General features: G+C 68.8%; 16 protein-coding genes and 1 tRNA gene. 9 read left to right on the top strand and 8 right to left on the bottom strand.

Going from position 1 to position 13,005, the window contains the following annotated elements; genetic code table 11:
• Positions 1–7 precede the first annotated feature (7 nt).
• The 4 genes from LOK55_RS00440 to LOK55_RS00425 all read right to left on the bottom strand — a co-directional run bounded on the left by LOK55_RS00440 (position 8) and on the right by LOK55_RS00425 (position 2,998).
• Positions 8–80, bottom strand: a tRNA-Lys gene (locus tag LOK55_RS00440).
• A 119-nt stretch (positions 81–199) separates the two neighbouring features.
• A complete protein-coding gene (locus LOK55_RS00435; protein ID WP_229933783.1) occupies positions 200–1,006 on the bottom strand; it encodes an AAA family ATPase in 807 nt (268 codons plus the stop codon).
• The gene (locus tag LOK55_RS00430; protein ID WP_229933782.1) at positions 1,006–2,391 is read right to left on the bottom strand and encodes a Mu transposase C-terminal domain-containing protein; all 1,386 of its coding nucleotides are present in this window, start codon (positions 2,389–2,391) and stop codon (positions 1,006–1,008) included. The genes LOK55_RS00435 and LOK55_RS00430 overlap by 1 nt, the downstream gene beginning before the upstream one ends.
• A gap of 10 nt (positions 2,392–2,401) precedes the next feature.
• Positions 2,402–2,998: a recombinase family protein gene (locus LOK55_RS00425; RefSeq protein ID WP_229933781.1), complete on the bottom strand. Its 597-nt coding sequence runs from the start codon at positions 2,996–2,998 to the stop codon at positions 2,402–2,404.
• Positions 2,999–3,075: 77 nt separating this feature from the next.
• On the opposite strand from LOK55_RS00425, the gene LOK55_RS00420 reads away from it, so the two are divergent.
• Entirely contained in the window at positions 3,076–3,354 is a 279-nt protein-coding gene (locus LOK55_RS00420) for a hypothetical protein (RefSeq protein ID WP_229933780.1), read from the top strand.
• A 25-nt stretch (positions 3,355–3,379) separates the two neighbouring features.
• Here the strand turns inward: LOK55_RS00420 and LOK55_RS00415 are convergent, their stop codons facing one another.
• A complete protein-coding gene (locus tag LOK55_RS00415) occupies positions 3,380–3,787 on the bottom strand; it encodes an ArsR/SmtB family transcription factor (RefSeq protein ID WP_374107590.1) in 408 nt (135 codons plus the stop codon).
• Positions 3,788–3,838: 51 nt separating this feature from the next.
• Between LOK55_RS00415 and LOK55_RS00410 the strand changes: the two genes are divergently transcribed.
• The 8 genes from LOK55_RS00410 (at position 3,839) to LOK55_RS00380 (ending at position 9,842) form a co-directional block, all read left to right on the top strand.
• Positions 3,839–4,084, top strand: a complete 246-nt coding sequence (locus tag LOK55_RS00410) for a hypothetical protein (RefSeq protein ID WP_229933779.1) — start codon at positions 3,839–3,841, stop codon at positions 4,082–4,084.
• Between the two features lie 132 nt (positions 4,085–4,216).
• On the top strand, positions 4,217–6,085 hold the full coding sequence (locus tag LOK55_RS00405; RefSeq protein WP_229933778.1) for a cation-translocating P-type ATPase: 1,869 nt from the start codon (positions 4,217–4,219) through the stop codon (positions 6,083–6,085).
• 96 nt (positions 6,086–6,181) lie between these two features.
• Positions 6,182–6,268 carry a hypothetical protein gene (locus LOK55_RS14350; RefSeq protein ID WP_374107599.1) on the top strand — a complete coding sequence of 29 codons (87 nt, stop codon included), beginning with the start codon at positions 6,182–6,184 and terminating at the stop codon, positions 6,266–6,268.
• Between the two features lie 45 nt (positions 6,269–6,313).
• Complete coding sequence (sigK, locus tag LOK55_RS00400) at positions 6,314–6,904, top strand: ECF RNA polymerase sigma factor SigK (RefSeq protein WP_229933777.1); 591 nt, start codon at positions 6,314–6,316, stop codon at positions 6,902–6,904.
• A gap of 4 nt (positions 6,905–6,908) precedes the next feature.
• Complete coding sequence (locus tag LOK55_RS00395) at positions 6,909–7,835, top strand: anti-sigma factor (protein WP_229933776.1); 927 nt, start codon at positions 6,909–6,911, stop codon at positions 7,833–7,835.
• A 20-nt stretch (positions 7,836–7,855) separates the two neighbouring features.
• Positions 7,856–8,506: a DNA-directed RNA polymerase subunit beta gene (locus tag LOK55_RS00390; RefSeq protein WP_229933775.1), complete on the top strand. Its 651-nt coding sequence runs from the start codon at positions 7,856–7,858 to the stop codon at positions 8,504–8,506.
• A gap of 15 nt (positions 8,507–8,521) precedes the next feature.
• Positions 8,522–8,731 (top strand): hypothetical protein, encoded by a 210-nt coding sequence (locus LOK55_RS00385; RefSeq protein WP_229933774.1) that lies wholly within the window; start codon positions 8,522–8,524, stop codon positions 8,729–8,731.
• A gap of 226 nt (positions 8,732–8,957) precedes the next feature.
• Entirely contained in the window at positions 8,958–9,842 is an 885-nt protein-coding gene (locus LOK55_RS00380) for an aminodeoxychorismate lyase (RefSeq protein WP_196323034.1), read from the top strand.
• A 216-nt stretch (positions 9,843–10,058) separates the two neighbouring features.
• Here the strand turns inward: LOK55_RS00380 and LOK55_RS00375 are convergent, their stop codons facing one another.
• The 3 genes from LOK55_RS00375 to pstA form a co-directional block, all read right to left on the bottom strand.
• On the bottom strand, positions 10,059–10,877 hold the full coding sequence (locus LOK55_RS00375) for a type IV toxin-antitoxin system AbiEi family antitoxin domain-containing protein (protein ID WP_229933773.1): 819 nt from the start codon (positions 10,875–10,877) through the stop codon (positions 10,059–10,061).
• A 209-nt stretch (positions 10,878–11,086) separates the two neighbouring features.
• Positions 11,087–11,866 (bottom strand): phosphate ABC transporter ATP-binding protein PstB, encoded by a 780-nt coding sequence (gene pstB / locus LOK55_RS00370; protein WP_229933772.1) that lies wholly within the window; start codon positions 11,864–11,866, stop codon positions 11,087–11,089.
• 38 nt (positions 11,867–11,904) lie between these two features.
• Positions 11,905–13,005, bottom strand: coding sequence for a phosphate ABC transporter permease PstA (gene pstA / locus LOK55_RS00365; protein WP_229933771.1), 1,101 nt, complete (start codon positions 13,003–13,005; stop codon positions 11,905–11,907).

Here is a 13,005-nt window from a genome sequence, read left to right as displayed (position 1 = left end):
CGCAGGGTGGGCCCCGTGGGGCTCGAACCCACGACCCGCGGATTAAAAGTCCGATGCTCTACCGACTGAGCTAGAGGCCCTGATGCCTCCAGCGTACCGGGCCGCGCCGGGGCGGACGGACGAGCACGGCCGCCGGCGCCCCCCGCGCCGGTGTGACCTTTGACGCTCGGTGGCGTCGTTGTGTGATCGCTCCGTGGTCCTAGTCACCGATGACGAGGATGCTTGCGGCGGCTTCGACGACGTCATCAGTGATGGTTTCGAGTTGATTGATTTTCAGGACTCGAGCGATTTGGGGGAAGAGCCGTTCGAGGAGTCGGAAGTTGCCTCGGGTGATGCGTTCGACGGCGGCGATGGCTTGAGCGTCGGTGAAGTCTTCCGGATCAAGGGTGCGTCCGATCCGTGTCCAGTGTCTGTCAAGGACGAAGAGGAGTTCGTCGCGACCAAGAGGTCGGTAGTGGTGGGAGAACCCGAGCCGGCTGTAGAGCTGGGGGTAGTGCCGGAAGCGTTGGTCGATGCCGGGCATGCCGATGAGGATGATGGCGAGGTGTGTGCGGTCGTGCTGGTCCCGCAGTAGTTCCAGGGCCATGGGGGTGAGCCGTTCGGCTTCGTCGATGATGAGCAGTTCTACGAAGGTTCGGCCGGGTGAGCGCGGTCCGGTGATTTTTCCGATCGCACGTTGGTGTTCTTCGACGCAGATGTTGACCATGCTCTGCCAGTGGCCGATCTCACGGACGAGGTCCTTCGGTCGCGGGAGCACCTCAGGGGTGTAGAAGACGGTGCGGGATCGGTTGGCGAGGGCGTAGAAGCCGGCGTCGGCATCACTGCGCGGTCCCCACTTATCAATGTAGGGCGCGAGGTTGTCCCAGTTGGCGTATCTGCGGGCGGACTGAGTTTTGCCGACGCCGGCATCGCCGTGGCAGATGCCGATTGTCTGTTCCTTCCGGACGGCGTTCGCGAACTCGCTGAAGCGTCGGTGTTCCTTGGTCACGATGAATGCCTGGCCCATCACTCGTCCTCTTCGTAGGTGCGCAGCCGGTTGCGTCGCGGTGCGGGTGCGGTCTGGCGGGGTTCCATCCGGCTGACGACGGTCGGGATGCGTTCGTTGATGCTTTTGCGCAGCTCGCGTCGGCGGGCGCGTCGGGCGCTTTCTATCTCGCGAAGACTGAGGCGGAGGTTGGGGTGGGATTCGTCGATGGCCACGCAGATAAAGGTGTCGTGGTCGTAGACGCGAATCTCGGAGATGTCACGGGGGTCGTACCGGATCGTTAGGGTGTGCCCGACGAAGGGGGCGAGGGTGGGTGAGAGGTATCGCTGGCCTTGGAAGTGGATCCCGTCCCGCTGGACGATCCGGTTCTTAGGCACAGTGAGGAGGAGTGTGTCGAGGTCCTCGAGACTGTCCGGCATTCGCGGAAGCCATCCGTCGGCAACCCACGCGTCCCTCGGGGAGATCCCGAGCTCTGAGTGCCGCCGGTCGTTGTAGACGGCGACGAACGCGCCGATCATGCGGTCCAATGCGGGAAGGTCAATCGCCGGCGTCGGGGTTCGGCTGCCCGGTCCCAGATGACCGGGGAGCGTGGCGAGGAGTTCGGTGTTGACGGTCCCGAAGAACCGCTCAACCTTCCCGCGACCCTGGGGTCGGCCGACGATGGAGTGGATGATGCGGATGTGCAGCGCGATCGCGGTGCGCTCGAGATGGTGGCTGGTGAAGTCGGAGCCGTGGTCGACGTGCAGAATGTCTGGGAGACCGCACATCGCCCAGGCGGGGTCGCTCTTTCGCCAGATCGCTTGCCGGAGGGCGAGTGCGGTGTTGAGTGCCGAGGGTGCTCCAGTGAAGACGGTGTACCCGCGTATCGCGCGAGAGTAGTCGTCCATCACCGTCGTGAGCCATGGCCGGTCGGGCTTTCCGTCGGTCCCGACGATGAGGATGTCCAGCTGGGTGTGATCGGACTGCCAGGTTTGATTCGGCCGATCGGCGCGGCGGCGGAGAACGAGTTCGTGACGGTCGCGGTACGACGCTGGTCCTTCCAACGCCAACGTCACCAGCGCGGGATCAAGGGAGCGCACGATCTCTCGTACCGTGGCATAACTGGGAGCCGGGTGGCCCTGCCGGTTCGTCTCGGCAATGGTGAGGCGATGCAGAGTAGCCAAGCTCGGGCGCGGTCTGGTCAGCGCGAGCCGTTCGATGAACGCGACCGTCTCAGCCGCGGTGCGCCGCCTTCCCGCGTCGACGCGAGGATGATCATCCAACCCGATGATTCCCCCGTCGCGGTACCGGTGGTGCCAGCGGTGCAACGTGCGGGCGCTGATTCCGGTGTCTCGGGCAAGTGTGGCGAGCGGGACCTGGTCTTCGACATGCAGCCGAAGAATCCGCCACCGCTCCTCACCGTCCATCCCACACCAGCTACATTGCAGCGCTCTCGCGGGCCGCGTCCGCCTGCTGATGACGGTAGAGAGTGGCGCGGCTCCACCCGACGAGTCGGGCGGCGTCTTCGGCAGTACGCCCCTTCGCGCGCGCTTCCCTCGCCAACTCCAACTTGTCCGCAATCACGGTCGGGTCCGAAAGAGGTCGACCGAACCGGGTCCCGTTCTGGCGGGCGGCCGCGATCCCCGCGGTGACGCGCTCAACGATCAGTTCCCGCTCGTACTCTGCGAGAGTGGCGAGCATGTTCAGCATGAGCCGACCAGTTGACGTAGACGGGTCAATCCCGTCCGAGATCGACCGTACATTCACGGCCCGTTCGCGCAGAAGGTTCACCGTGTTCAAAACATCGATAAGGGACCGTCCCAGGCGGTCAACTCGCCAGACGACGACGGTGTCTCCCTCGGCCGCATGCTCAAGGAGGTTCTTCATCCCTGGGCGCTCGATCGCCGTGCGACTTCCCGAGGTGACATCCGCGAACACGTCGCGCTTCTGCACACCCGCCGCGACCAGTGCGTCGAGCTGGAGCTGCGCATCCTGACTCGTCGTGCTCACTCGCGTGTATCCCAAAAGCCTCATAACGTCAGTGTGACTCAAAAACCCCCTACACGCACCCATGCAAGACGAATTGCGGCAAGACGAGTTATGGAGACAGATTGCTTCGCGTCATCATGCGGCGGTCGGTCGTGAAGCACGGCGCCCTGCCCGCGTCTCGAAAAGCTGTTGTTTACCGAGACGCGAGCCGTGTTGCAGATATGGCACAGATTCAAATTGCGTTCGTGCAATACTCCCTGCTCACCGACCTTGACGATCCCAACGCGGGTGGTCTCCACAACAGCCAGTACAGCGGACGCGACATCACGAAGGTGAGAACTTCAGCGGCAGTTAGCGCCACTGTCGGCCAGAAGGCCGCGCGCGTCCGTGGCCTGTTCTGACGTCGCTCCTCGTGAACCCCTGGGCTCAGTCGTTCGGGTCCGCGAGGTCGCTGCTGAAGAGAGTGCGTAGGGCGCCCATCGCCTCGGGGCGAGCCTTGTAGTAGACCCATACCCCGCGTTTGTCGCGGTCAACAAGGCCGGCATCGTGCAGGACCTTGAGGTGGTGGCTGAGGGTCGACTGGGACAGGTCGAAGCCTTCGGTCAGGTCGCACATCGCGCACGCCTCGCCACCTACGTGGGACAGGATCATCGAAATCAGTCGCAGCCGAACTGGATCCGCCAGAGCCTTGAGCATGCGGGTAACACCCTCGGCCTGTTCGGTGCTGATGGGCTCGCGTGCCAACGGCGTGCAGTACCCCAGCGTGGCTTCCGGAGCGGGAGTCAATGACATCGACATCCGTAGATATTGACACACATCGAAGTCCTGTGCCACACTGGCAGACTTCGATAATCATCGAAGTCTTCCGACCCAAGGAGAACTGTTGTGACTGCTTCCAGCCCTTTGCTCCGTTCTAAGTACCGCGCCACCGAGGGCGGGTGCGTGTCCTGCGCCGGGGACCTCGTTACGGTCGAGGCCCTGCCCGGGGTCAGGGAGGTCGACGCGCTGGCCTCCGGTATCGTGCTGGTGACTCACGACGGCAGGGTCACGGACGACGCGGTCGTCGAGGCTGCGCAGAAGTCGGGGCTGCTGCTTGTCCCGGCTGGCTCGGCCCGCCCGGTCCGCAGCTGAGGCTTCCACTGCTGGCTCGAGGCGAATACGAACCGGAGACGAGGCAAGTAGATGAGTCCTGGTGCCATGACAACGGCAGAGGCGGTTATCTCGGCGCGACCTACCCGGCGTCGATGGTGGCAGAAGCCCGAGATGGTGACGCTGGCCGTCGCCGCGGTGTTGCTGGTGGCCGGCCTGGTGGTGGAGTGGACGGATAGCTCCGGGCCGGTGGCGCTGATCCTCTTCTGGATCGCGATCCTCATCGGCGGCGCCTATCCGCTGCGCAGCGCAGTCCGGGCGGTGCGCAACAAGCGGCTGTCGATCACCGTGCTGCTGGCCGTAGCGGTCATCGGCGCGATCGCGTTGGGGGTGATCGAGGAGGCGGCGATGCTCGTGGTCATCTTCAGCCTGGGCGAGGCGATGGAGGCCTATGCGACCGACAAGGCCCGCGGGTCCATCAGCGCACTGATGGAGCTGGCACCACCGACAGCAAACCGGCTCACCGTCGACGGTACGACCGAGGCGGTTGCGGCGGAGCAGCTCCACCCCGGCGATGTCGTCCTGGTCCGGCCCGGCGAGCGGCTGCCCACCGATGGCGAAGTGGTCCAGGGTGTCTCGTGGGTCGATGCCAGCCCGGTGACCGGAGAGTCAGTGCCGGTGGAGGCCACCACGGGTACCGAGGTCTTCGGCGGGAGCCTGAACGGTAACGGCGTCCTGCACGTGCAGGTCAGCAAGGAGCATTACGACACGGTCCTAGCCCGGGTGATCGAGCAGGTTGAGGAAGCTCAGGCAAACCGCAGCGACGCGGAACGCTTCGCGGACAAGTTCAGCGCCGTCTACACACCGGCCATGTTCGGCCTTGCCCTCGTGGTGGCGCTGGTGATGCCGTTGCTCGGATTCGAGTGGCAGGAGGCGATCTACCGGGCGCTGGTCATCTTGGTGGTCTCATGCTCCTGCGCCCTAGTGATCTCCGTGCCCGTCAGCGTGGTCACCGCTATCGCGCGCGGCGCGAAGGACGGCATCTTGATCAAGGGCGGGCTTTACCTTGAGCGCCTGGCGGACATCAAGGCCGTCGCCTTCGACAAGACCGGCACCCTGACCCGCGGACGGCCCGCATTGGTCAGGGTCGTGCCCTTCGATGGCGCGGACCACGACGAGGCCCTGGCCCTGGCGGCCGCAGTCGAGGCCGGAAGTGAGCACCCCATCGCCACCGCCATCGTCACGGCCGCCCGCGATCGAGGGCTAGCTGTCCCTGCCGCCCACGGTGCCCACGCTCTACCTGGCGCCGGCATGGTAGCCACGATCAACGGCCGCACCCTTCACATCGGCCGCCCCACCGGCGCCGACCGCGCCCACCCTCTGATCAGCCAGGCGCTGGCCGCCGCCGAAGCCGAGGGCTGCACCGCTGTCGTGCTGCGCGAGGGCACCCAACCCCTCGCCGTGGTGGCTGTGGCCGACCAGCTACGCCCCGACTCCAAGAGTGCCGTGGCTGAGCTCCGCGCGCTCGGGATCGACCGGGTCCTGATGCTTACCGGCGACAACGACACAGTCGCCCGAGCTACCGCGCAGGCCCTCGGACTCGACGACTACCGGGCCGAACTGCTCCCAGAGGACAAGTCCACCGCGGTGCGCGAGCTGCGCGAGAAGTACGGCGTAATCGCGATGGTCGGCGACGGAGTCAACGACGCCCCTGCCCTGGCCAACGCGGACCTGGCCATCGCGATGGGGGCCGCCGGCACCGATGTTGCCCTGGAAACCGCCGACGTTGCGCTCATGGCCGACGAGCTCGACCGGCTCCCTGCCGCCATCCGCCTGTCGCGTCGCGCCCGGAACAACATCAAGATCAACATCGCCCTGAGCCTGGCCGTTGTTGCCGTGCTCATCGTTGCCGCCTTGGCGGGGTGGATGTCCTTGACCACCGGCTTGCTCCTCAATGAGGGAAGCGCGGCGTTGATCATCCTCAACGGCCTGCGCATGCTCCGCCCCGGCCGCGGAGAAACCCGGAGCATGGCGACGGACTAGCCGCCGCCAGCATCCTCGTCTAAGGAACCTAGCGCTACGCAGCGATCACAAAACACCGCCACTGAGCGACCAAATCCACACCGCGCCGGGTACGAGATCGCGCGCACGGACTCCGTGCAGGCCCGGGTCGTCACCGTCGACGTCGACCCGGGCGTCGAGGTCTACTCGTTCACCTTCGGGTGAGCAAGGGGGTCGGCGCCGATACGGCGAGAACGGGCGGGATGAGGCATGCTGTGGGAGATGGTGATCGACGGCGTGGACGTGCCGGAGGATTCGCCGGCGCGTGATCACGTCGCCGAGCTCCTCGGCCGTATCGCCGTGCGCGACGAGGGCTCGTTCGCGCAGCTCTACGATCTGCTCTCCGCGCGCGTGTTCGGCCTGATCCTGCGCGTGCTCGTCAATCGCGCGCAGTGCGAAGAAGTGCTGCAAGAGGTGTTTCTGGAGATCTGGCAATCCGCTGCGTCCTTCGCTCCGAAGAAGGGGCAGGGGAGGACGTGGGTGATGACGATCGCGCATCGACGGGCCGTCGACCGCGTGAGATCGGCGCAGTCCAGCGCCGATCGCGACGAGCGGGCGGGGCTGCGTGAACTGCACAGCCCGCCGGCGGCGGTCGACGAGCAGGTCGAGCTGCGCATCGAGAGCAGGCGCGTGGCGCGGGCGCTCGATGCGCTGCCCGATGCGCAGCGCGAAGCGCTGACCCTCGCCTATTTCGGCGGTTACAGTCAGAGCGAGATCGCGGTGCTCACCGGAGCCCCGCTGGGGACGATCAAGACGAGGATGCGCGACGGGCTGTCGCGCCTGCGCAACGAGATGGGGTGACGAGATGAACGTGCACGAGTTCGCCGAGCTGTCGGCCGGTCACGCCGTCGCTGCGCTCTCGCCGGAGGACGAGCAGGCCTACCAGGATGCCTTGGCCGCGCACCCCGAGTGGCGCGGCATCGTCGAGGCCGATGCGGGGACGGCCGCCGCGCTCGCCGAAGGGGCCGCGCCTGTGTCGCCGCCGCTTGGCGCCCGCTCCGCGCTGCTGCGCGCGATCGCGGTCGAGCCGGCGGGCGTTGCGCCCGGCGTGGAGCCGCTGGGCGCCGTGGATGCCACATCGCGCCAGCCTGCCGATGCCGAAGCGACGGTGGCGATGGACGCCGTGGCATCCGTCCCGGCGGAGGTTTCGGAGGTCGACGAGCCGGGTGAGGACGCTGAGGCGGCCGAGCCCGCCGGGCCCGCCGAACCCGCCGAACCCGCCCCGCGGACGGAGCCCGTCTCGCCGCCGACGGAGGTCGTGCAGGCCGTGCAGCGCCGCAACTGGAGTCGCGGGGTGTTCGCGCTCGTCGCCTCGATCGCGCTGCTTGTCGGCATCGGGTGGGGGACCGGGGCGGTCGCCGACCTGTGGCGCACGCCGACGGCCGTGACCGCGCTCGAGCAGATCGAGGCCGCGCCCGACGCCGCCGCCGCGCAGACCGACTTCGGGGGCGGCACCGCGACGGTGCACTGGTCGCCGAGCGTCGGCAAGGTCGTGCTCGTCGCAGAGGGGCTGCCGACGCTCCCCTCCGACCGGACGTTCGAGCTCTGGTACGTGCGCGGCAATGCGCCGATCTCTGCCGGCACGTTCGCCGCCGACGGCACCGCCGCGACCGCGGAGCTCGCCGGCACGATGGAACCGGGCGACACCATCGCCGTGACCGTCGAACCCGCCGGCGGCGCGCCCGGCGGCGCCCCCACGACCGACCCGCTGTTCGCGATCCCGACCGCCTGAGGCCCGGGTAGCCTGGTCGGGTGAGCGATGACCGGAGCGAGACCCCCCGCGAATACCACCGCCCGGTGCAGCGCCCGGCGTCGACCTTCGACCGTCGATACGGTTCCACCGATCCGGCCGAGGTCTCGCGTGCGGCGCACGCCACGGCATCCGCTCTGCTGACGCGGGTGCGCGACGAGCCCTCCGACGAGGTCGTGGATCGCCTCGTGACGCTCACCGACACGCACGGCATCGACACCCTCGCCGAGCTGTGGTCGCACTCACCGGCATCCTCGCTGCCCGGCGCGCTGTGGCGGCTGTACCTGCTGCAGCTGATGGTGCGCGACGATGCGCGCACGGCGGCGCTCCTCTACGAACGCGGCCGCACCGTGCGCCACGGCGTCGACATCGTCGTCGCGGGAGCCCCGACGCCGGCCGGCCCGGAAGAGCTGATGGCGCTCGTCGACGAGATCCTCCGCGGCGTGTTCACCGGCGACTTCGCCGTCGCCCTCGAGCGGGCCGCCTCGTTCTGCCGCGTCGAGGCCGCCGGCGCCGCCGACCTCGCCGACGACTACGACGCCGCCGAGCCCGACCGCTCCGCGGCCCTCACCACGCGCGCGCTGCGACTCGACACCTACGCCGGCGAACTCACGACGTGTGCGGGGCTGTGGCGCCGCCATTCGCTGACCTGAATCGCGGCGGTCGCGATGGCGGGTGTGCCGAACGGATTCGAGTACGAGGTGCGCGGCGGCGCGGTGGTCATCCGGCACCACGGGCGCCTCGCGACGACGCTCCGCGCCGCGGCCGCCGACCGGTTTCTCACCGAGGTCGAGCGCGGCGATCCGCAGCTGGTGATGGCGCGGGCGACCGGGAACTACAAGCGGGGCAACGAGCGTTCGGCGCGGCGGCGGCCCTGATCGGCGGGTCCGCGGCGGCGCTGATTCGGCGCTGGCCCGGCGCCCGGGCAGAGAAGTGCCGGGCCGCAGAACGCCTCTCGGCGCGAGGCCGCTCATAGCGGCGAAAGATGGAGCCCGGGGTTACTGCGGCCCGGCTGATCCAGTGTAACCGAGGGGCGCGGCCCGGCATTCCCGCGCGTTCCCGCCGATGCTCATCGCTGCCCGTCGCGCGGCGTAGGCTCGGCGCATGGCTTGGCGCTTCGCACTGATGATCGACCCCGTGGCATCCGGCGACGACCGCGCCGACTATCTCGACACCTTCACCGAGCTCGACCCGGCCGCCCCCGCCCTCACGGTGGGGGAGCTCAGCACCCAGCGCGGCGACGGCATCTTCGAGTCGATCGGCGTCGTAGACGGGCATCCGCAGGAGGTGAGCGCGCACCTCGAGCGCCTCGCACATTCCGCGCAGCTGTGCGACCTGCCGGAACCCAATATCGGCCAGTGGCGCGCGGCCGTCGCTCTCGCCGCGGAGCGGTGCGGCGCCGGTGAGGCGGTCATCAAGCTGATCCTCAGCCGCGGCGTCGAGCATGGGCCGGCGCCGACGGCGTGGGTGACGGCGGCTGAGGCATCCGATTTCTCACGGGCGCGCACCGAGGGCATCCGTGCCGTCACGCTCGACCGCGGGTACTCTCTCGCGACGCCCGCGCACGCGCCGTGGCTGCTCCTCGGCGCGAAGACCCTGTCGTACGCCGTCAACATGGCCGCGCTGCGCGAGGCGAAGCGGCGCGGCGCCGACGACGCGATCTTCACGACGAGCGACGGATTCGTGCTCGAGGCGCCGACCGCGTCGCTGATCCTCCGCCGCGGCAGCACGTTCATCACGCCCGCCCCGAACGCCGGCATCCTGCACGGAACGACCCAGCTGAGCCTGTTCGAGCACCTCGTCTCGCGGGGGTTCACGGTCGGCTACGAGACCATCCCCGCCGAGACGCTGCCCGCCGCCGACGCGGCCTGGCTCGTCTCGAGCGTGCGCCTCGCCGCGCCGCTCGTCGCGATCGACGATGCGCCGCTCGCGGTGGATGCCTCGTTCACGGCATCCCTCAACGACTACCTCCTCAGCCCCCGCGACTGACCCCCTCCTCGGCGCTGCCCGCACGCCGCCCGAACTGCAAGGGATCGCGCGCGACACGCCGCCGCCGCGGCCCCGCGCCCGGCGTGTCGTCGCCGCGGCCTTGCAGTTCGGGCGCGTGCCTGGGCGGGCGAGGGGGCGGCGCGAGGGCGGGCGAGGGGGGCGGCGCGAGGGCGGGCGAGGGGGGCGGCGAGGGCGGGCGAGGGGGGCGGCGCGAGCTCATGGCGCGAGGGTGGCGAGTGAGCCCAGGATGGCCGCCTCGACGAGGTCCCAGTCGTGCACGATCAGCGCGTAGTCGAACCGCAGCGTGACGTAGCCCCACGCCGCCGCGTTCGCATCGCGCACGAGGTCTTTGTGCCGCAGCGCGACGCCGTCGTGGTTGAGCACGCCGTCCGCCTCGACGATCAGCCGGTCGCCGATCAGGGCGTCGACGCGGCCGACGCTCGCGACCCGGCGCTGCGTGCGCACCCGAAGGCCGAGCCGCCGCAGCCGCCAGCGCAACAGCGACTCGAGTCCGCTGTCGGCGTCGTCACGGGCGAGGGCGAGCGCTTCGCGCATCGCGCGGTTCGCACGGGCTCGCAGCCAGCGGAGTCCGCGCGCGTCGATGAGCCCCTGTCGCCGTGCCGATTCGAGCACGACGAAGAACTCCTCCACGCCGTGACAGCGGAAGACCTGGTGCAGGATGCGGGGCACCGACGGCGCCTCGTCGGGCGGCCCGAGCGGACCCGCCTCCCAGTGCTCCACGCACGCGCACCCGGGCGGGTGGTACGAACGCTGCCCGTCGCAGAGCCAGACGTGCGCACGCACGTCGTCCGTCAGGACCCACAGGCCCAGGTGCCGCGCCGCCGTGATGCACGCGACGCGACCGCCGTGCGCGGCGGCGAGACGGACGGGGGAGCAGACATCGGATGCCGTGTAGACGCCCCGTCGCGCACGCGCGAGCGCCCCGGCATCCACCTGTCGTCGCATCTCGGCACGGCCGATTCCGCACCGACGCAGCGACGCCGGGGTGAAGATGCCGGGAGCGGACGAACACATGCCGACCACGGTGCCGTGTGCGCGCCCGCCGCGGGCGTCGAGAACCCGCGAATGTGGATGGATCCGCGATTTTCTGCCCCTGTGGACAAACCCGGACTGCAAGGCCGCGGGAGCGACACGCCGGGGCGGCGGCCGCGGTCACGGCGTGTCGCGCACGATCCCTTGCAGTTGCGACGGCGGCGCCGCCAGCAGCAGCGCCCCGCGGGGCGTCACCCGAAGCGGCCGGAGACGTAGTCCTCGGTCGCCTGCACCGACGGGGTCGTGAAGATCACGTCGGTGGTGTTGTACTCGATGAGCTTGCCGGGCTTGCCGGTGCCGGCGATGTTGAAGAACGCCGTCTTGTCGCTGACGCGCGAGGCCTGCTGCATGTTGTGGGTCACGATCACGATCGTGTACTCCTGCTTGAGCTCCTGGATGAGCTCCTCGATCGCGAACGTCGAGATCGGGTCGAGCGCCGAGCACGGCTCGTCCATCAGCAGCACGTCGGGCGAGACCGCGATGGCGCGGGCGATGCACAGACGCTGCTGCTGGCCGCCGGAGAGGCCCGATCCCGGCTTGTCGAGGCGGTCCTTGACCTCGTTCCAGAGGTTCGCGCCCTTCAGCGATCGCTCGACCAGCGCATCGGCGTCGGACTTCGAGATGCGCTTGTTGTTGAGCTTCACGCCCGCCAGCACATTCTCCTTGATCGACATCGTGGGGAACGGGTTCGGGCGCTGGAAGACCATGCCCACCTGGCGGCGCACGAGCACGGGGTCAACACCCTGCGCGTACAGGTCGTCGCCGTCGAGCAGCACTTCGCCCTCGACGCGCGCGCCGGGGATGACCTCGTGCATGCGGTTGAGGGTGCGCAGGAACGTCGACTTGCCGCAGCCCGACGGGCCGATGAACGCGGTGACGCTGCGCGGCTGGATCTCGAGGGACACGCCCTCGACGGCGAGGAAGTCGCCGTAGTAGACGTTGAGGTCGTTGACTTCGATGCTCTTGGACACGATGGTTCCTAACGGGGCGGATGCCGGTGGGCGGCCGGTCAGCGGCCGGTCTTCGGGGCGAACACCTTCGCGACGATGCGCGCGATGAGGTTCAGTGCCATGACGATGAGGATGAGGGTGAGGGCGGCGGCCCACGCGCGGTCGACGTAAGCCTCGGGCGGAATGCCCTTGTAGGCGTACTGCGAGTAGATGTAGACGGGCAGCGTCTGCATGCGCCCGTCGAACAGGTTCTGGTTCATCGCGTCGGTGAACCCGGCGGTGATCAGCAGCGGTGCCGTCTCGCCGATGACGCGGGCGATGGCGAGCATGACACCGGTCGTGATGCCGGCGATGGAGGTCGGCAGCACCACCTTCACGATCGTCAGCCACTTCGGCACGCCGAGGGCGTACGAGGCCTCACGCAGCTCGTTCGGCACGAGGCGCAGCATCTCCTCGCTCGAACGGACCACGACAGGGATCATCAGTACCGAGAGCGCGACGGCGCCGGCGAAGCCCATACGGACACCCGGCCCGAAGATGAGGGCGAACAGCGCGTACGCGAACAGACCCGCGACGATCGAGGGGATGCCGGTCATCACGTCGACCAGGAACGTGATGGCGCGGGCGAGGCGCTTCTCCTGGCCGTACTCGATGAGGTAGATGGCGGTCATGAGGCCGATCGGCACCGAGATGATCGCGGCGGTCAGCGTGATCAGCAGTGTGCCCCAGATCGCGTGGACGGCGCCGCCGCCCTCGCCGACGATGCCGCGCATCGAGCTGGAGAAGAACGTCGCGTCGAACCGCGCGATGCCGTTGCTGACGACGGTCCAGCCCACCGACACCAGCGGCACCATGGCGATGGCGAAGGCGCTGGAGACGATGCCGGTGACGAACCGGTCGAACGCGCGGCGCGCGCCCTCGACGATGCGGGAGATCGTGTAGATCAGCACCAGATAGGCGATGACCGACAGGATGAGCCAGCCGGCGATGGAGAACTCGCCGCCGGCAGCGGCGCCGAGCACCCCGTAGATGGCGCCGAAGACCGCGAGGGAGCCGACCAGCAGCGCCCAGGGCGCCCAGCGAGGCAGGTGACCGGAGGTCAGCGGGATGTGCGCGGGGGCGGCCGGACGGACCGGCGCGGGAGCAGGGGCGGTGGTCAT

This window comes from Microbacterium sp. F2E, assembly GCF_020905435.1.
Taxonomy (GTDB): Bacteria; Actinomycetota; Actinomycetes; order Actinomycetales; family Microbacteriaceae; genus Microbacterium; species Microbacterium lacticum.
Note: the sequence above shows the minus strand (reverse complement) of the source record. Positions and strands in the feature narration are given on the sequence as shown.